The organism is Erythrobacter sp. JB2-19 (genome assembly GCF_057365005.1).
Genome location: NZ_CP200290.1, coordinates 325,203 through 342,205, shown reverse-complemented (window position 1 = coordinate 342,205; position 17,003 = coordinate 325,203). Strand labels below are relative to the sequence as shown.

The 17,003-nt window shown below is 56.0% G+C and carries 18 protein-coding genes and 1 pseudogene; 10 read left to right on the top strand and 9 right to left on the bottom strand.

What is annotated here, in order from left to right:
• The first annotated feature begins 14 nt into the window (after positions 1-14).
• From AC0V6O_RS01695 to AC0V6O_RS01680, 4 genes are read left to right on the top strand one after another with little or no spacing between them, the layout of a single operon-like run.
• Positions 15-1,718 carry a conjugal transfer protein TraN gene (locus tag AC0V6O_RS01695; RefSeq protein WP_486145456.1) on the top strand — a complete coding sequence of 568 codons (1,704 nt, stop codon included), beginning with the start codon at positions 15-17 and terminating at the stop codon, positions 1,716-1,718.
• On the top strand, positions 1,718-2,536 hold the full coding sequence (locus AC0V6O_RS01690) for a conjugal transfer protein TraF (RefSeq protein WP_486145454.1): 819 nt from the start codon (positions 1,718-1,720) through the stop codon (positions 2,534-2,536). Before AC0V6O_RS01695 ends, AC0V6O_RS01690 begins: the two co-directional genes overlap by 1 nt.
• The gene (locus tag AC0V6O_RS01685; RefSeq protein WP_486141222.1) at positions 2,526-3,962 is read left to right on the top strand and encodes a conjugal transfer protein TraH; all 1,437 of its coding nucleotides are present in this window, start codon (positions 2,526-2,528) and stop codon (positions 3,960-3,962) included. Before AC0V6O_RS01690 ends, AC0V6O_RS01685 begins: the two co-directional genes overlap by 11 nt.
• 10 nt (positions 3,963-3,972) lie before the next feature.
• The gene (locus AC0V6O_RS01680; protein ID WP_486141221.1) at positions 3,973-6,675 is read left to right on the top strand and encodes a conjugal transfer protein TraG N-terminal domain-containing protein; all 2,703 of its coding nucleotides are present in this window, start codon (positions 3,973-3,975) and stop codon (positions 6,673-6,675) included.
• Between the two features lie 6 nt (positions 6,676-6,681).
• Here the strand turns inward: AC0V6O_RS01680 and AC0V6O_RS01675 are convergent, their stop codons facing one another.
• Positions 6,682-6,891 carry a hypothetical protein gene (locus tag AC0V6O_RS01675; RefSeq protein ID WP_486141220.1) on the bottom strand — a complete coding sequence of 70 codons (210 nt, stop codon included), beginning with the start codon at positions 6,889-6,891 and terminating at the stop codon, positions 6,682-6,684.
• A gap of 104 nt (positions 6,892-6,995) precedes the next feature.
• Positions 6,996-7,235 carry a hypothetical protein gene (locus tag AC0V6O_RS01670; protein WP_379553783.1) on the bottom strand — a complete coding sequence of 80 codons (240 nt, stop codon included), beginning with the start codon at positions 7,233-7,235 and terminating at the stop codon, positions 6,996-6,998.
• A 111-nt stretch (positions 7,236-7,346) separates the two neighbouring features.
• Here AC0V6O_RS01670 and AC0V6O_RS01665 point away from each other — a divergent pair.
• A pseudogene (locus tag AC0V6O_RS01665) lies at positions 7,347-7,983 on the top strand (S24 family peptidase).
• 56 nt (positions 7,984-8,039) lie between these two features.
• Here the strand turns inward: AC0V6O_RS01665 and AC0V6O_RS01660 are convergent.
• From AC0V6O_RS01660 to AC0V6O_RS01645, 4 genes are read right to left on the bottom strand one after another with little or no spacing between them, the layout of a single operon-like run.
• Entirely contained in the window at positions 8,040-9,704 is a 1,665-nt protein-coding gene (locus AC0V6O_RS01660) for a VRR-NUC domain-containing protein (RefSeq protein ID WP_486141219.1), read from the bottom strand.
• Positions 9,701-10,747 carry a nucleotidyl transferase AbiEii/AbiGii toxin family protein gene (locus tag AC0V6O_RS01655; RefSeq protein WP_486141218.1) on the bottom strand — a complete coding sequence of 349 codons (1,047 nt, stop codon included), beginning with the start codon at positions 10,745-10,747 and terminating at the stop codon, positions 9,701-9,703. The genes AC0V6O_RS01660 and AC0V6O_RS01655 overlap by 4 nt, the downstream gene beginning before the upstream one ends.
• On the bottom strand, positions 10,744-11,124 hold the full coding sequence (locus tag AC0V6O_RS01650; RefSeq protein ID WP_486141217.1) for a DUF6088 family protein: 381 nt from the start codon (positions 11,122-11,124) through the stop codon (positions 10,744-10,746). The genes AC0V6O_RS01655 and AC0V6O_RS01650 overlap by 4 nt, the downstream gene beginning before the upstream one ends.
• Entirely contained in the window at positions 11,106-11,426 is a 321-nt protein-coding gene (locus AC0V6O_RS01645) for a DUF6088 family protein (RefSeq protein ID WP_486141216.1), read from the bottom strand. The genes AC0V6O_RS01650 and AC0V6O_RS01645 overlap by 19 nt, the downstream gene beginning before the upstream one ends.
• Before the next feature lie 195 nt (positions 11,427-11,621).
• Between AC0V6O_RS01645 and AC0V6O_RS01640 the strand changes: the two genes are divergently transcribed.
• The 5 genes from AC0V6O_RS01640 to AC0V6O_RS01620 are packed head-to-tail and all read left to right on the top strand — an operon-like array spanning position 11,622 to position 14,742.
• On the top strand, positions 11,622-11,966 hold the full coding sequence (locus AC0V6O_RS01640; RefSeq protein ID WP_298300432.1) for a hypothetical protein: 345 nt from the start codon (positions 11,622-11,624) through the stop codon (positions 11,964-11,966).
• Positions 11,963-12,340: a helix-turn-helix domain-containing protein gene (locus tag AC0V6O_RS01635; protein WP_298300427.1), complete on the top strand. Its 378-nt coding sequence runs from the start codon at positions 11,963-11,965 to the stop codon at positions 12,338-12,340. The genes AC0V6O_RS01640 and AC0V6O_RS01635 overlap by 4 nt, the downstream gene beginning before the upstream one ends.
• Complete coding sequence (locus AC0V6O_RS01630; RefSeq protein ID WP_486141215.1) at positions 12,340-13,347, top strand: ImmA/IrrE family metallo-endopeptidase; 1,008 nt, start codon at positions 12,340-12,342, stop codon at positions 13,345-13,347. The genes AC0V6O_RS01635 and AC0V6O_RS01630 overlap by 1 nt, the downstream gene beginning before the upstream one ends.
• Positions 13,344-14,033: a C1 family peptidase gene (locus AC0V6O_RS01625; RefSeq protein ID WP_486141214.1), complete on the top strand. Its 690-nt coding sequence runs from the start codon at positions 13,344-13,346 to the stop codon at positions 14,031-14,033. The genes AC0V6O_RS01630 and AC0V6O_RS01625 overlap by 4 nt, the downstream gene beginning before the upstream one ends.
• A complete protein-coding gene (locus tag AC0V6O_RS01620) occupies positions 14,005-14,742 on the top strand; it encodes a thymidylate synthase family protein (protein WP_486141213.1) in 738 nt (245 codons plus the stop codon). The genes AC0V6O_RS01625 and AC0V6O_RS01620 overlap by 29 nt, the downstream gene beginning before the upstream one ends.
• Before the next feature lie 13 nt (positions 14,743-14,755).
• On the opposite strand, the gene AC0V6O_RS01615 is transcribed toward AC0V6O_RS01620, so the two are convergent.
• From AC0V6O_RS01615 to AC0V6O_RS01605, 3 genes are all read right to left on the bottom strand, one after another.
• The gene (locus AC0V6O_RS01615; RefSeq protein ID WP_486141212.1) at positions 14,756-15,205 is read right to left on the bottom strand and encodes a uracil-DNA glycosylase; all 450 of its coding nucleotides are present in this window, start codon (positions 15,203-15,205) and stop codon (positions 14,756-14,758) included.
• Between the two features lie 257 nt (positions 15,206-15,462).
• Complete coding sequence (locus AC0V6O_RS01610) at positions 15,463-16,644, bottom strand: pyrophosphatase (RefSeq protein WP_486141211.1); 1,182 nt, start codon at positions 16,642-16,644, stop codon at positions 15,463-15,465.
• Positions 16,641-16,838, bottom strand: coding sequence for a hypothetical protein (locus AC0V6O_RS01605; protein WP_486141210.1), 198 nt, complete (start codon positions 16,836-16,838; stop codon positions 16,641-16,643). The genes AC0V6O_RS01610 and AC0V6O_RS01605 overlap by 4 nt, the downstream gene beginning before the upstream one ends.
• Between the last annotated feature and the right edge of the window lie 165 nt (positions 16,839-17,003).

Here is a 17,003-nt window from a genome sequence, read left to right as displayed (position 1 = left end):
TCCGGCTCCAAGGCATGAAAGCGCTATTGTTTGCTCTGTCTTTGCTCGCGGTTCCGGCCTCGGCTCAGCAGCAGGAGGCCAGAAGCGATGGCAAAGCCTTTGGCGAGAGCCTGCGCGGTGAAGCGCAAGCTGCAAGCAAAAGTGAGCCGAACGCATCCGAGCTTCCCAATTTTGACCGCAACGCCGTGCGAAATCTCGAGCGGCTTGCTGACAATCCTGACCAGATCGAGGGAACGGCGACGGCCGCATCGCGCAATCATCAAGGCCATCGATTGGTGCGCGATAGCATGGCCAATCGCGCTCGGTTTGAAAGCGATGACATTGAAGCGGTGATTGCCCGCAGCTTGGCAATCAATAAGGCACCGCTTGATTACACCAGCGGTATGTCGATCTCGGGCAGTCAAGGCGAATGCGTCCCCTTGCCGCCTGGCTCCGGGTCCGCTGGCACTTACACAGCAACATGCAACACAGGCACACGGGTCGAGCAAGCCCAGGGGCAATGCTCTGTCCCGCTAGTCGCAAGCGTGACCCAGCGCCAGCAATGGCACTATCTCTGCAACGATACTGGCATCCAACAAGGTCTCCCATGGTGCTCTACATTTAACAGCGGCTTGTGCCGCATCACCGGCTATCGACCAGGCCCATGTCTGCAGTGGTGGGATAACGGCTTTAACCGTTACTGCTCTGAACCGGGCGATCCTATCGCTGAGATTTCCTGCGACGCGCCTGACTCGCGCTACACGCCCTATGCGATCACCACGCAAAGCACGGGCGACGCCGCTCCAGATGAAACCCAGTGCCAGCCTTTTGCGGAGGATGGAGATTGCACACTCGATGCGGAAATCTGCACCGATGAGAGCCCGCGAACCCGAATTGTTGATGGAGTGGCTGTCACCCGGAGCTGCTGGGAATGGGAGCGAAGCTACACTTGCACATCACGCGAAGCGGCAAGCGATTGCTCGGATGTCGAAGCGCTCGGCACCTGCCGCTTTGTGCGCGAAGAATGTATCACAGAGGAGCTTCCCTGTGAGACCTGGGAGCGCATCTACGAATGCCCGATTCCAGAAACCGAGAACTCACCCCAGTTCGTCTGCGATGGCGATGTCTATTGCATCGATGGAAGCTGCGAGACCATTGAGCGCACGCCCAATGATGAGTTCAAAGATGCGGTCACCGCGCTCAATGCAATGGATGAGGCGCGTGGGCAGTTCGATCCCAATACGCTGACGCTATTCCGTGGGACCCGAAACACCTGCTCTTCCAAAGTCTTTGGCGTGCTCAATTGCTGCAAGGGCAAAGGCTTTCCGCTGATCCCCGGCATCAGCTTGCTGGTCGCGCTTGGCTGCGACCGCGAGGAAGTGCTGCTCCATGAACGCGATGCGCAGGGGCTTTGTGCCTATGTCGGGACCTATTGTTCGAAGAAATTCCTCGGTGTCTGCCTGACCAAGAAGAAAGCCTATTGCTGCTTTGAAAGTAAGCTCTCGCGCATCTTGCAGGAACAGGGTCGCAAACAGCTCCCCAAACCATGGGACAAGCCCAAGCACGAGCAGTGCGAAGGATTTACCCTCGACGAGTTTGCGCAGCTTGATTTGAGCCTCATGGATTTCAGCGAAGTCTATGCCGAATTCACCGAAGCGGCGCGCCTCCCCGATGAGCTCGAAACGAGCATCCTCATCCAGCAAAAGATCGACGACTATTACGCAAGGGGCGGTCAATGATGAGCATAGCATCACGGCTTGCGCTAATCCTCATCTCGGCAGTCTTGAGCGCAGTGCCAGCAAGCGCACAGCGAGTTGAGAGCACCGAGAGAAGCACTGCAGCAGACACGCTCTACTGCCAGGAGCGCAAGCTCGGCTATTGGTTCTATTGCGCCAATCCGATCCCCAAAAACGAGCCACAGCAAGAGGTAGAACCGGAGCAGGAGGCGATACCAGCCGCCCAAGAATTGGAAGCAATTACCAGCGAGCTGCGCGAGTTGAAAGCGCGCGCGATCCTCTATCCGACGAGAGACAATGTCGCAGCGTACATCCGCTTCCAGCGCGCGCAGCTCGATCGTGCTTCGCTCTTCTCCGACGTCTGGCAGCGGGCCATCTGGCAGGATCCCGAACTCGATTACACGCTGCAGCGTCCTGTCGGTGCGGTCGCCAAGAAACAGTGGCAGGATGTGCGGGCAGCAGAACGCGACACCGTGATGGGCAGGCTCTCGGAGCGTTATGGCTTATTCTATTTCTTTAGCGCCACTTGTGGCCCGTGCGAAGTGATGAGCCCGATCGTGAAAGGCGTCGCCAGCCGCTGGGGGATCACCGTACGCGCGATCTCAACCGATGGCGGGCCGTCAAGGCACTTCCCCGACTACAGGGTCGAAACCAATCAAAGAGAGCGGATGGGCCTTGAGACCAAAGCAACGCCCGCTTTGGTCCTGTGGGACAGCGAGGCCAAACGGCCGATCCCGATCGGATACGGTGTGCTGTCCGCTGATGAGCTGCAAGACCGCATCTATCTCCTCACCTCAAAGGAAGCCGGACATGATTACTAGCATCAGAAACGCTGCGCTCGGCCTTGCTGCTGCCAGCATGATAGCCTCGCCTCTCGCGGCAAATGTCGGCGACAGCATGGATCGTTTTATGGATGACATGGGCGCGGCGGCAAACGTTACCGGTCCGACCGCCTTCGAAGGCCAGTCTGCGGGCTACTATAGTCTGGGCAATGTGTGGACGCGATTTCCGCAAAAGACGACCAATATCGCCAATTTGCAATTGCCCAGAGCGCGTGCGGGGTGCGGCGGGATCGATATCTTTGCCGGCTCTTTTTCCTTTATCAATGCAAGCGAGATGGTCGCGCTGATGAAGGCAGTGGCCAACAATGCAGTCGGCTTCGCCTTCAGCTTGGCGATCGATACCGTCTGCCCTGAATGCAATAAGATCATGCAGGAGTTTAGCCAGAAGGCTCAGCTCATGAACAATCTCTCGATCAATTCCTGCGAGATGGCGCAGGGGCTGGTGGGAGGGCTCTGGCCCAAAGGCGATTTGGCCGACAAAGCAATCTGCGAAGCGATCGGAAATTCTGAAGGCATCTTCACCGACTATGCCGCTGCCAAGCATGGCTGCGGCACGCGAGGCCAGCGCGCTTCCACCAATGAAAGCGCCGGTACTGACTATGCCGACGTCAATCCCGGCGTAGCGCGCAACTACACGTGGCACGTCCTTAAAGAGAGCGCCTTCTTCAACCCCAGCGGCACTTTCGACCGCGAACTCGCCGAATACGCCATGACGCTGATCGGCACGGTGATCTACGTCCCGCCCAAGGATGACGAGCCGGGCAAGTTTGTGCCCTTCGCTGGCGATGCGTCTTCGACGCTGGTGAGCGCGCTGCTTGATGGAACCCAAGGCCAAAGCGTGCGCGTCTTCCGCTGTGATGAAACCGATCTGTGCCTCAATCCAAGCTTCCAGCAGATGAGCCTGTCAAACGCCAAGGCGATCCGACCACGGGTGGCGCAGCTCATTGGCAATATGGTCGATGCGATCCGGACGGACACGGCCATCGGGAATGCCGAGAAGGAGCTGCTTCAGGTCGCCTCGATCCCGCTCTACAAGATATTAACTGTTCAAGCCGCCTATGGGCGCGGGATGCCGACCGATGACCGCGATACGCTGGCTGAGATTGCGAGTGTCGACCTGCTCTACGCAATCCTTGACCGCATCGTGTCGGAAGCTGGCCGTTCGATGGCGAGCTTTATTGCCGCTGACGAAGCCAAGTTGGCGATATGGCGCGGACAAGTGACCGAAGTGCGTAGCAGTCTCATCCAGCGGCAAGCGACAGGCCAAGCCAAAGTCTCTGCGATCATGCAGATCATCGAGAAGACAGCGATGATCGAAAGCGCGCTCGCCGCTTCGATGTCGCCGTCGATGTCGGCGGCGCTCGACTGGTCGCGCGGCCTTCAATCGCGCTCGATCGTGCCTTGAGGTAAAGATAATGGTCGAGATCTTCACCACCGGAGGTGGCGAATACATCGTCAATGTCCTGAACGCCGTAGCCGCATGGACAGGTGCCGGAGGCTACAAGAGCCTGATTCAGGTGGCGCTCGTTATGGCTATGACGCTGGCGGTTATAGTCGTTGCATTCAATCAGAATTGGCGCGCTTGGCTCAACTGGTTCTTGGGAGCGACACTCATCTATATGTGCCTGATGGTGCCGCGCATGGATGTGCAGGTGACAGACCGCGTCAATCCCAGCCTGGCTCCTGCGACTGTCGCCAATGTTCCGCTCGGCCTTGCACTTATGGCGAGCTTCACCAGCCAGATTGGCGATTACCTGACACGTTCGGCTGAGACCGTGTTCGGGCTGCCCGATGATCTCAACTATTCCAAGAACGGTATGATTTACGGCGCGCGCCTCCTCGAGGCGACGCGGAGCCTGCGCATCGCTGATCCTGAATTTGCCGCGAACTTCGATGAGCATGTGCGCCAATGCGTGTTCTACGATCTGCTGCTTGGCCGCTATTCAATGAAAGAGCTCTCAGGAAGCGATGACATCTGGGCAACGATAGCGCCGGGTAGCCCGGCGCGCGCGCAGAAGTTCCTGACCCGCCAAGGTGATGACAGCGTCACAGCCAATATCGTCACCTGCCGTGAGGCCTACACAAGCCTATCTGGCCAATGGGCGAGCATGATCGATGAGATGACGCTTGTTGCCGGCCGCCAGCTCTATCCGAGGCAAACCGAAGCGCTAGCCAAGGCCAAGCTCATCGCGGACTTACCCGTCGCTTACCAATATCTGACAGGCATTTCGAAGGATGCGAGCAGCATCTTTCGCCAGGTGCTGACGATCAACGCGATGAATCAGGCCATGCATGGCTTTGCCGGATCAAGCGGCGCTTCAAGTGTTGATGTGTTTGCCCAGACCCGAGCCGATATCCAGACCGAACGAACCTATTCTTCGATCGCCCATAACGCGATGAAATGGGTGCCGATCCTCAATGTCGTGCTGACGGTGGTATTCTACGCGCTGTTTCCAGTTCTCTTCCCGCTTTTCCTAATGCCAAGGACCGGGCCGATTGCGCTGAGAGGCTATGTGACCGGCTTTTTCTACCTCGCTGCCTGGGGACCGCTCTTCGTCATCCTCCACATGATCTTGATGCTGAAAGGCGCAGGCGATGTTGCAGCCGCAAGCGGCACTAGCGGCCTTAGCCTTGCAACCTTCTCTGGCATGACCGACGTCAACAACGATATTGGTATTCTTGCCGGGTATCTTGTCGCCTCGATCCCCTTCCTCGCAGGCGGGGTTGCGCGCGGCGCGATGGCCATTTCGGGCCAAGCCACAAGCTATCTCAATCCCAGCCAGAACGCGGCCGAAGAGGCAGCGCGCGAAGCGAGCACGGGCAACGTCTCACTTGGTAACACCAATCTCGACAATTCGAGCGTCTTCTCCCGCCAATTTGCGCAAGGCAGCCTCGCGCCAAACATCGCTTATGGAGCCGCCCAAACGCGGGGCATCGGCGAGAACGGCACCCAGACAACCAGCTTCCCGCAAGCGGACTTCGCCAACGTGCCCACTTCGAGCTATCCCTATACCCCAACACTTGGACAGGATTTTTCTAGCCGACTTTCGACCATGGCGAGCGAGAGCCGTAGCCAGAGCGAGACCTTCTCCAATCTCGCTCAGCAATCGACGAGCTCGGCGGTTACGCGATTCAGCGAGCTGCGCGATGCGTACACCCGTTCTCGCTCGAATGAGACGGTCAGCGGAACATCAAGCAATGACAGCATTGGCAGAACCTTCAGCGAACTCGATAATGCATCGAACACACTCCAGCAGCAATTTGGCCTATCACGCCGGGCATCGGACGACATCACGGTCTCATGGTTCCTGAATGGCGATGGAGCTCTTGGTGTAAAGGGAGAAAGAGGCGCTGGATCAGCCGGTGTAGGCGTCAAGGGCGGACGCAATCAAAGCTGGACCGACAGCGATATCGGGATCGCCTCGGAAGATCGTTCGCGTATCGAAAGTGCGTTGAGCCAAATTTCAGAAAGCCAGAACTGGTCAAACTCGAGAGAAGGTTTCCTGCGCGAAACGAGTTCAAGCTCAGAAGCGCTTGTCTCGAGCAGCGCCGCCGGTGTCACAACCTCACTGACTGAAGCGCAAAGCTACACGCTCGAAGCACGGCGGGCAGAAGAGATAGCCAATAGGTTGGAGAGCCAGGCCAGCTGGTATGAAAGCACCAATGCAGCCGGAACCTTGAATCTAAGTCAGGCCTACCGCGAATGGGGCATGGCTGAGATCGATGCCAATCGCGATTATTACGGCCAAGCTCGCTTTGATGACATCGACTTCCAGATGAGCGCGCAAGGGCAACAACTGCAATCTCGCTTTGTTGAAAGCTACGCTGATGGCCTCAATGACGAGATCGCGAGCGAACTTGTCCTACCTGATGGAGCGCCGGTGGCGCGGCCCAATGTTGGAAGCGCAGGCGGTGTTCGCGGTTCTGTTCGTCTTGGCAGCGTGCCAAGCTCATTGGGGGATCCGTCAAATGGCAGAGAAGAGATCGCAGACGACGTTAGTCAGAGACAAAGCGAGGGCTCTCGAGGCATTGTGCAAAGAAGAGGATCACTCAATCGGACCACGCGAGACGCACAAGGCGCGTCTGCAGAGGCAGCCGATAATGTGAAGGAGTGGTAGCTGTCCTTAGAGGATCATGTCGTGCACAATCACGAACGCAACAAATGCGGACAGGCCCAAGAAGATTACGATGAGCTTCAAACGTCCCCAAGGATCAGCCCAAGTCTTCTTCCAAGTGTAGGATGTCAGGCGATCCTCAGCGATAGCGCGGTCGATTTCGCGAAAGCCTTCCCAATCGCCTTTGCTCTCCGGCGGAGTTTTGTCGGAATTGCTCATAAGTCAGCGTCCTTTCGCCAGAAACCAAAGCCCCCTCTGCTTTCAAGACGAGAGTGTAAGCCAAGTTGTACGAAGCTCAAAATCTGGTCGGTCACCTTCTGGACTTAGGGTCTTTTGGTCAAACCGTTCGGGTCTTTGGCGCAATGCTGCGGGGAGATCGAAGGACGCCTGCTTTCAGGTGTATTCAAATAGGCATTGAGTCGCTCAATGGTTCTTCGGCGTGGTCTGCGCCCCATCCTCAAATCGAGCACAAAACGGGGATCGCCCACGGCTCGCCTACCAAAACGCGTTGCAGAAATATGGTTGTCTTTCAGATGCCTTTCGATCCGTTCCAGCAGCGTCATACCTTTCTCACTCCGACTCGCAAATCCCTTGTGTTCTTGTTATGTTCTTACTAGGATGATTTCCGCGAGTCTAGGAAGAAATCCTACGATCAATCCTGAAGGACCACACAAATGGAACATGTAAGAGAGGAACTTGAGAGGCTGATCACCCAGGGCGGATACGGCTACGCGGCGGTTTCGAGGCTGCTTGGACGTAATCCAAGCTATATCCAGCAATTCATAAAGCGCGGATCGCCTCGTATCCTTGACCCCGAGGATCGCAAGACACTTGCAAGCTTCTTTGGGGTCGATGAACAAAGGCTCGGTGGTCCTGCTCAAACACCAATGGATGGAATGATCGAAGTTCCCGTTCTGGACGTGGATGCCTCAGCCGGCTTCGGCGCTATTGCATCGAATGAGACCAGTTACACGCGCTTTGGGTTTGACGAGAAATGGCTCAGGAGATTGACCGGCGCTAAGGGCGCCAGCCTTTCAATCGTAAGCGTTCTGGGAGATCTCGATGGAGCCCACACTTAGCGATGGCGATGAGGTTCTGGTCGATGCGTCCGATCATGGCGCAAGGCTGCGGGATGGCATCTATGTGCTGCGCTCCGACGATACGTTGGTCGTAAAGCGCATCGCCATCAAGCCCGGCGCGAAACAGATTACAATTTCCAGTGACAATCCCGCCTATCCTTCATGGAATGATGTCGATCGTGAAGGAGTTGAGGTGATCGGCCGGGTCATATGGTTTGGGAGAGCTCTTTAGTCATGCCTATCCGCAAACAGCTTGAAGCGGTACATCTTCTCGGCAATTGACCGTACTTATGGGCTTGGCCGAACTTCGGCCAATGCAACGTCAAATCCAAGTGGCAGCAGCAGCTTGGAGATAAGTCGAGCCTGACTAGCGTGAAAGCTATCGGATGGCGCTTTCACTTCGACAAAACGGGCCAGATTATCCTTCCACAAAGTCAAATCAGGCCAGCCGGATCTGAAATCGTATGGGGCATTTGCGAAGACCTCAGCAATCCTCGCTAGACGTTCAGTCCCGAGGGTTTCGAACAGGCCGAGCACGTGCTCTGCATGGACGGTGGGGTAGAATGCTGGGGTTCTCCCAGCGCTCGCAGAGATGATCTTCCAGTTGGTTTCGATCTGAGAACGCGTCGCTTGTGAAACCGCCGCGATCAGATCTCCCTTGTCGAAACGGTCCTCATCAAACGCAACGTTTTGCGCATACAATGCTTCGACAAAGGTGTCGGCGTTGCGTGGATCGAGCCTTGGAAACGATGCCGCCTTGAGCAAAGTCAAGATTAAACCGCCTTCGGAAGCAGCTCCGCTCCAGCCCAAATTGCGATAGTGTTCCAGTGAAGCAAACTCGACCGAGGACCATTGATGGGCTGCCTGTAGCCTCCAGTCCTTTCCGTCACCCTTCTCAAGGACGATTACATCATGCTCGATACCAAGCCTCTGCGCTTGTTTTTCGAAACGGCTTTGTTTTCTGCGCGCAGGTTTCGCCTCGCCCTGACCCATTTGTTTTCGAAGCTTGTCAGCGCGTCTTGCGACACCGACCTTAGGGTCTAGTGTTAGCGCCTCATCATAGGCCGTGATCGCCTTCTCACGCTTACCCTCAGCTTCATACATTTCACCCAAAAGGCGGTACGCACGAGCCTGACCCCATAGCTCACCTTCGCGCGCTGCACGTTCGAGACCAGCTTTGATTTCCGTTCGCGCTCCTTCTGAAAGGGGTTCTTGCGATGCCAGCAGGTCTTTGATCACGCCCAGATCGCCAGATGCGATCCGAGCTCTCTGCCAACCGTCACGGTCGATCATAGAACCAGCAAAATCGTAAGCGACCCGCTCTCCATCTTTCAGGCAAATGATTACTTTTTCCGCGCCAGTATCCCAATCATAGCCCTCAGCCCAACCAGTCTCGACTTCCCATCTTGCCATCTCGTGTCGGGCTTCAAGGTCAAACAGCATGTACCGACAGCTGTCATCACTTCCAGGTGCATTAGCTGTTTGGCAGATCGCATAGCGCCCATCAGGAGAGAGGCTATTGCTCATAAGGTTGGCTGCGAAGTGCTGATTAATGAGCTGCTGCCCATCGCGGTCATAGGCGGTGAAACGGCTCTGTAATCCGTTTCCAAACATACAATCATGGAGAATGAAAACGCCATCATCGGCGACTTTTCCCTCTTGTGGTCGCTCAAGTTTGCCAGATTTGACGATCTGATCGTGAAGAAGCAGTGACCACGAACCGTGCCCGCTTTCTCGGTTCCCACCTCGCGAGCCGTCAGGTGTTCTGTCTGCCCAGATCAGCCGGTAACTTCCGTTGGGTGACTTGGCATGATGACCTATGAAGTCGAGTTGTGCGATGCTGACAAGACCGTGGCTGTATTCGTCGATATCGAGCCTTGCACCTGAGCGCTTGCTTCCCCCTTTGCGCTCAGGCGAGCGTTTTCCGAACAGGCGGTCGAGGAAGCCTGTCATGTTCGCCCGTTCAAACGGTTTTGCAAGTCGGCGACGGCTTCAATAACTTCGTCGAATGCAGGCGCATCACCGAAAATCATGACACTCATTGCCTGATAATCCTGCCGCAGATCATCAATCATTCCTTCCTCGGGACACAAGGCGAAGGTTGGCGGGCGGGCCGAGGCTAGATCGAATGGCGGTCGATTGAAGAACATGCGGGCGTGAGCGACACAGTCTTCACCGAGAGCCGGGTCTTTCAGCGCTGCTAGGCCTGCGTCGGACTGGAGCAAACGAAACACATCGTAATAGTGGCGTGAGACACGTTGCCCGTTGCCTCGCAATTGCCCCCGGTTCTCATACCAGCGCCGCAGACCGTGAAGGATGACCACCTTGTCCCAGAACGTACGCCCAGCATCGACTACGGTCACGTTCGGTACGGAGAGATCGATGTCCGGAACATCGACATCCACATAAGGTGTGAGGGTTTGTAGCGAATTGGGATCGAGGGCTGACTTTGCGCCTGATTCGATCTTCACCGACTTCGCGATGTAGTCATCAGTGGGCGTCGCACTGGGATAGATCAACAACAGGGTTTGTCGATCGTGAGGATCAGGCTCCACCCGTAGCGCACCTTTCTCGATCCCTGTTCTGGTGCCGGTTTCAGCGCAGAGTTCGTCAAGGCGTTCCAATAGTGGCCCGTTGATATAGGCTTCACAGGCCTCACGCATTTGGTCGAGCGCGGCTCTGCGCTTGTTACCACTCAACGTTTCGAGCTCTTCAACTGACGCTGAATGGCCCAGATCATCGCGGAAGACAGTCACATCGATGTCCTCGGAGAAGCGTTCGATCAGACCGAATGCCTTGGACAGAGAGGTGCCGCCTTTGAAAAGTAGCCGAGGCCCTTCGCCAATTCCGTTGAATAGTGCATCAAGCGTCCAGCAAACCCAGAGGTCTTTTTCGACGTTCTGCGGCGTTGTACCGAGCCTTTGGGCAGTTGCTGCGTATAGCCCGTTGCGCGTTTCTGCATCGGTACGCAGAATTTCATCGAAAGCAGAGTTCACGATAATGGTGCCTGATCGTGCAGCAATGGACGTAAAAAGTCCTGCATCCAGGCAGGTAGAGTAGCGAAGCCATCTGCCAGGTCGGCTCGCAGCTTCTTCCCATGAACGGGATCCGTGAGAATACTGGTCACTCTCTCGCGCCAGTTTTTGACATCATCACCTAGCATCGTGTCGCGAAGCCAGTGCAAGGCCTGGACAATCCGCATGGCTGGGCGGCCAGCCCAGTAGAGTTTGCTGGCGGCAGTCTGTTTGAACACGATGGTGAGATTGCCGAGCTTGATTGTCTTGGACCTTGCCTCGCTGTGCACGACAATTTTCGCCGGCACTGCATTGGTTAGACCAAGGTCGTTGGCTGCTGTCATTCCATCGACGAGCACGCGTATTTGGTCTCGACGCGCCACCGCCTCGACAACTTGTCGAGGGTCGGGCGCACTTTTTCTTTGGTAAGACTGTTGATTTTCGGCCGATCGTATAATCCCCGGTCGATCCTGCGCAGCTCTCCAGCGTTCACCAGCCGCTGAAGGCTTTTGTCGATTGCATCACGGTTAGCGAGCTCGAGGAAGTCAGATGGCGTCCAGACCGCGTTCCCCGGCTGGGTTGCGATGCGCTCGAGAATCTGCGCTTTCAAAGGTGAGATATCAGCATTCATGTCCGAAATATGTAGCACAATTTCGGACATTGTCGATACAGTGTGTCCGAAAAATGTATGCAAATTTCGGACGCAAATAGTGCGCTTAGAGACCTGCGCTCCCTGATCCTACGTATACGCCAAGACCGGGCCACAAACGGAAACGGTCCACAAATCCATCATTTTTCCTCTTGAATGTCGGATATTCCAACATTATGCATACTGCGAGCAACGAACAGGTGATGCATGGCGACGACTGCGCCCCCAATTCCAAAGACGAAAGCGTTTCCGAAAGCGGACATACTCAAAATCTTGGTCGCTGAGCTGACGGATGTGGCGGAAAACGAAGCAGGACTGCACGGCATTAAGCTGCCCTCCGACCCTGCGGGGATCGCGAAGGCTCCAGTTCCCTTGGATTCTCTTACTGTAGTCGACACGCTGTGTTCGATTGAACCGGTCCTGGGCTTCCCGCCACGCGAGAGCATCGTACGCACGGGTGGGTACGATTCGATCAAGGAAGCGCTGGATCACATGCTTCCGAGGATCGAACGAGTGTGGAACAAGAAGTGGAACAAGGGGGCGAAGAAATGACTGACGCGTCATTTAGCCGCGCCGACGACGAGCTTGAGCGGAAACAGCTTGGCGAACGCTTGAAAGAGGCGCGCAAATATCTCGGCCTCAAGCAGGAAGAAGTCGCGAGATATCTCAAGATTCCGCGAACAGCGCTGACCGATATAGAGAACGGGCAACGCCGTGTGGAGGCGATTGAACTGACACGCCTTGCGAAGCTTTATCGACAGTCTGTGGCTTACTTCACTGGTGAAGATGATGCCTCGGCAGGACTTCCGGCCGATGTTGCCCATCTTGCTCGCCGCGTAGCGGATTTGTCTGTCGAGGACCGAGCCGAGCTCGGGAAGTTCGCGGACTATCTGCGTATGCGTTCAAACGGGGACGGAGCCGACTGATGGCGCAAGACTATGCAAGCGCAGTGCGTGCGGGAACGATGGAAGCTGGCCGACTTCATCGTGAGCTTGGCACAAGAGACGAGGTTGCAAGCCTGGGCGGCCATGTCGATGTGTTCGCCGCGATACACGCGCTCCATCTTCCACTTTTGCTACGCCCCCTGAACGGCCTACTTGGCGCCTATCTGAACGAGCCCTCGCCGGGAGTGCTGGTGACGACACAGCGGCCGATGAGTGTTCAGCGTTTTACTGCAGCCCACGAGCTCGGTCACTTTCGGATGGGTCACAAGCCCAGTCTAGACGATGAGAACATATTGAGGCGAACGCCGAACTCTCCCGAACCAACAAGCGAATTCCAAGAGACCGAAGCAGACGCATTCGCGATCGCGTTTATGATGCCGAAGTGGCTCATCCATTCGCATTGTCAGCGACAAGGGTGGACCGCTCCAGATCTCGCAGAGCCTGCCGTAGTCTACCAGCTCTCACTTCGACTGGGTGCAAGCTATGAGGCAACAGCCCGAACGCTTCATCGCTACCGGATTGTTTCGCGCGATGTGCAGGATCGGTTGCTGGCAAGACGTCGGCGCGATCTCAAGGCTGCTCTGCTTAATGACTACACTCCCGAGAACTATCGGGGAGATGTCTGGCTCCTTACTGAAAAAGATGCGGGTACGAGGATTGATGGAAGTCACCACGATCATTTCGTTTTGTCACTCGAAGAAAGAAGTGGCGGCGGATATTTGTGGGACCTTGATCAACTCAAGGCTAGCGGCTTCGCCGTGGTCAGGGATGAACGAGAAACACATGATACCGAGGGCGTTGGAGCTTCGGTCATGCGCCGCGTTACTGCGGCGGCCAGCCCGGAGCGAGGCACCGTGTCTCTTGCTGAAAAGCGCCCATGGGACCCTGGAACGCTTCACACCGATCTAACATTCGATTTCGACTTCACTGGACCAGAGCAACAGGGATTGTCGCGTGCTGAGCGCCGACACCTGCTTCAGGCCGCATGAGTTCAGAATTATCGATCAAGACCGACCTAAGGTCGACGTTTGGACCTGCCCGCGATCAGGGGGCACGCCCCACTTGTCTCGCATTCGCGGCGAGCGACACGCACGCCAGTCTTCGGCCCGATTGGTTGCCTCTGTCTTGCGAGTACCTGTTCTATGGAGCGCAAAAGCGAGCCGGCCGACCTCCATCAAGCGGAGCTACATTGCCAGCCATGCTTGAGGCCCTTCGTCTCGATGGCCAGCCCGCCGAGACGGACTGGCCCTATCAGACCAAAAACCCGGCAAGCCTTGAGGATTGCAAGCCCCCGGCATCATTGGATCCATGCTTCCGCCGGGACGGAGCCATGCAAGTGCTCGACATGACAGCCGTCAGGGCTGCGCTCGAGAATAGCGTGCCGATACTCATCCTGATGACCCTGTCACAGTCCTTTTTTAGTCCGGGTGATGGTGGTTTCGTTGCTGCGCCTCCGGGTGAGTTGCCTGATCCGGCGATGCGGCATGCAGTAATCGCCGTCGGTCACGGCCAAGTGGATGCCCAAACCGTTTTTCTTGTTCGCAACAGCTGGGGCTCCACATGGGGGGACGACGGGCACGCATGGCTAAGCGAAGAATATTTGACGCACCGGTTGTTCGCAGCCGCCCGTCTCTTGGAGGAACCTGATGTACCAACCAATTCCACCACAAGCTGATTGCGCCAGCGCTTGGCTCGAAGCAGTCCGCACTGTCGAAGGAGCGAAGGGGCATGAAGCACACAATGTCATTATCGATGTAGTCGATCCTGTGGCGCGAACCAGCCTGTCCGATCCGGTCGTGTCCACGGTCGATGACTTTCTCAAAACGCATGACAAAAAACGCATTCAGACGGTCTCGAACACGATCTTCCCCGCTGGCCTCTATCGTCGGTACGGTGCGCCAACGTTTTTCAAACGATTCCACAACAAGGTGCTTCCTCTCGTCAGAGGAAAGAAGCGTTGGTCAGGCTACTACTTCGAGAGGATGACAGATCTCCCGCAACCCGATGGATCATCGATCAACCAGATCTGGGATATTGTTGAGCGGATTCGTAATCCTTCGGTCAAAGCACTCAATCGGTTCGAGCTGCTCGTGTTTGACCCTGCTCGCGATGTCGATAATGCGTCTTTCGGCGGCCAATGCCTCAGCTTTGTGAGCCTCAAACTGATAGGACCGGTGGGCCAGCGGAAGCTCTCAATGACTGCAATGTACCGTAATCATTTTTACATCGAGAAGCTGCTGGGAAACCTCATCGGGCTCGGGCAACTGATGAAGTTTATCGCTGATGAGGCAGGTGTCGAAGTCGGTCAGTTGACCATCATTTCAACCCATGCCGAGGTTGATACCGGGAGGGGGCTTGGAATCGTCGCGACCTCGCTGATCTGATCGATAGGTGTGATCAGGCCAACGCGCAATTTGCAGACGCTGCGTAGGCCTCAAGAGGAAGCTGTTGATCCTGGGATTGCGTCCCTTGGCTCTCGGTTAAGCCATAGAAATGGTGTATCCCGCTTATGAATTCTCGTTGCCCGCCATAGCTTGGATGGCGGATCGGGATCACATTCTTGTCTAGTGCAGACAAAGCCATCTGTGCATCGCGCCCAATTGCGATGATTTCACGAGGATTGATCATCGCAATGAGGTCCTCGAGGAGCGACCAAGTCATCTCCCGCTCAGCACGAGTGTGACATCGGTTCGACATCGATTTGCCTTCTTCGTGCGGGTGATATGGAAACACGTTCCAGAGCACGACAGGTGAACTGATAGATCGCAAAACTTGCCACACAACCGCGGCTGTACGCTCTGCCACCACGGGACCTTGGGTTGCTTTCTCAAGCTTAATATCGCCCATCAGAGCAGCGGCATCGCGCAAATGGACCTCGTCGGTAAGCGGGATCCCAGTACGTCTCCCTCCGCGGTATCCGAGATCGCGCGCGATCCACATTGTCTCAGCGCCATGATCAATTGCTGCCTCGAGCATATTCTGCAGATTTCGGCGCCGCCTTGCAGCGGCATCGCTTCTATCGAACTCCGCGCATCTGTCGTGCCATGGGTTGAAGGTTGCCGGGAGCTCCAGACCAGCCAAGCGATCAATGAACATTGCTGGGGTCATGCTGGCAACTCTGCTACTTGCAGCTCTCTTTGTTCGAAATCGATTGTGAGGCGTGCGCGCCTTTTCTCCTGTAGAAATCGAAACGCAGAATAGCCTTGCAAGATCGCTTCTTCCCAAAGCCATAAGGGGCATTGCTCTGCCTCATAGCCGCTCACGAAAGCCCTGACCTGCTTCAACAAATCCAGTGGCAATCCACCGCGCTCGACCTTGTCGAAGAAGCGAAGTTGTTGAGCTTGTGTGAACAACCAGGACGTAAGACCCTCTTCGATCAGGATTGCTCTCGCACCGTCCTGAGCTTCATCGAGCAATGGATCGCTCTTACGTTTCAGACGAAACAAGGCCCGCATAACGGGCGACCAGCCTAAAACGGCGACGTAGGCGTAGTGGAAGACATCGTGGAAGCGATAGTCGTCGGGTTCCACCGCATTGTCGGTAAGACGATCGCCGACATAGATGTGATTGGATCTTTGATAGACGAATGTTTTGCCGCGGACTTCACGCTCATAGATGTCGATAGTCATGGTTCGAGGCAGCCGTTCTTCTAGCTCGAAACCTTCGTCGAATGCGTCGGGATACCGGCGTTCTTGCGGCCATCGGTCAAAGATCTTGTGAAGATTTTTCGCTGCGGCCGCTTCCATCGTAATACCGGATTCAGTGCTTGCTTCGATGAGCTTCTCCGCAACACTTACGAGATGATCGCGCACACGCGGCTGGTCATTTTCAAGCTCTGAGTTAACGAACGAAGTAATGAGATCACCGACCTTGCTAGCAAGCATGAGAAGGGTCTGCTCAAAGCGTGGCATCGGGGCCTTTGAGAACTCCATTGTGGCGGGCTGCAGGTCATGAAAGGTGATCGAGACCGGTGAAAGGTCTTCACGGCGACGATCCCCGCTCAGTGCGGAAAGAGCTATGTCCGCGAGTGACAGATGGCTTCGCCGAGCGATCGCGGCCAAGTACCAGAGAACGTCGCCAAGTTCCTCGGCCACGGCCTCAGCATATCCGAGGTAGGATGCTTCATCGCGCTGCTTCTTCTTCGCCTCACTGAGCAGGGTGCCCGTTTCTCCGACCAGGCCCAAAAGGTGAAACCCGAGCTCGGCTGTAGAGGACCGCTGGTCTGTCGCCGCAGCCTGCCGGGCATAACCATCGATCGTAAGGTGCTCGAACGCTTCTGCCATCATCGTATCTTCCTGCGATCGACAATCGCTTCTTTCGGAACAGCAACCCCATACGCGTCCAAGGCGCGCAGCACGACCATCCTGATCGGCTCTCGAGCGTCCAGCGACCGCTGCCCAAGATCGTGTCGGGTCACAGCGGGAACCTGGATCTGGAGGTGAATATCTTCGTCTGGTTCGAATGTAGGGGGCAGGCTCATATTATCATGAAATCATAATTTCATGATAATAGCAAATTTCTACTTTGGGGGCGGTGCAACCTGCTGTTCGTGCTGGCTTGGCACGGACACGACTCTGTTGAGTTGCGATGCTGGGGTGCGATGGCTTGGGGGAAAACTGCCTTTGAAGAAGGCTTTCAGCCGGTG

Bases quoted from the DNA above. Each gene is read 5' to 3' on its own strand.
- AC0V6O_RS01635 (WP_298300427.1), top strand. From the start codon at position 11,963: ATGACTGACGCGTCATTTAGCCGCGCCGACGACGAGCTTGAGCGGAAA.
- AC0V6O_RS01625 (WP_486141214.1), top strand. From the start codon at position 13,344: ATGAGTTCAGAATTATCGATCAAGACCGACCTAAGGTCGACGTTTGGA.
- AC0V6O_RS01695 (WP_486145456.1), top strand. From the start codon at position 15: ATGAAAGCGCTATTGTTTGCTCTGTCTTTGCTCGCGGTTCCGGCCTCG.
- AC0V6O_RS01685 (WP_486141222.1), top strand. From the start codon at position 2,526: ATGATTACTAGCATCAGAAACGCTGCGCTCGGCCTTGCTGCTGCCAGC.
- AC0V6O_RS01660 (WP_486141219.1), bottom strand. From the start codon at position 9,704: ATGACAGGCTTCCTCGACCGCCTGTTCGGAAAACGCTCGCCTGAGCGC.
- AC0V6O_RS01680 (WP_486141221.1), top strand. From the start codon at position 3,973: ATGGTCGAGATCTTCACCACCGGAGGTGGCGAATACATCGTCAATGTC.
- AC0V6O_RS01620 (WP_486141213.1), top strand. From the start codon at position 14,005: ATGTACCAACCAATTCCACCACAAGCTGATTGCGCCAGCGCTTGGCTC.
- AC0V6O_RS01675 (WP_486141220.1), bottom strand. From the start codon at position 6,891: ATGAGCAATTCCGACAAAACTCCGCCGGAGAGCAAAGGCGATTGGGAA.
- AC0V6O_RS01645 (WP_486141216.1), bottom strand. From the start codon at position 11,426: ATGTCCGAAATTGTGCTACATATTTCGGACATGAATGCTGATATCTCA.
- AC0V6O_RS01605 (WP_486141210.1), bottom strand. From the start codon at position 16,838: ATGAGCCTGCCCCCTACATTCGAACCAGACGAAGATATTCACCTCCAG.
- AC0V6O_RS01690 (WP_486145454.1), top strand. From the start codon at position 1,718: ATGAGCATAGCATCACGGCTTGCGCTAATCCTCATCTCGGCAGTCTTG.
- AC0V6O_RS01610 (WP_486141211.1), bottom strand. From the start codon at position 16,644: ATGATGGCAGAAGCGTTCGAGCACCTTACGATCGATGGTTATGCCCGG.
- AC0V6O_RS01630 (WP_486141215.1), top strand. From the start codon at position 12,340: ATGGCGCAAGACTATGCAAGCGCAGTGCGTGCGGGAACGATGGAAGCT.
- AC0V6O_RS01670 (WP_379553783.1), bottom strand. From the start codon at position 7,235: ATGACGCTGCTGGAACGGATCGAAAGGCATCTGAAAGACAACCATATT.
- AC0V6O_RS01640 (WP_298300432.1), top strand. From the start codon at position 11,622: ATGGCGACGACTGCGCCCCCAATTCCAAAGACGAAAGCGTTTCCGAAA.
- AC0V6O_RS01615 (WP_486141212.1), bottom strand. From the start codon at position 15,205: ATGGGCGATATTAAGCTTGAGAAAGCAACCCAAGGTCCCGTGGTGGCA.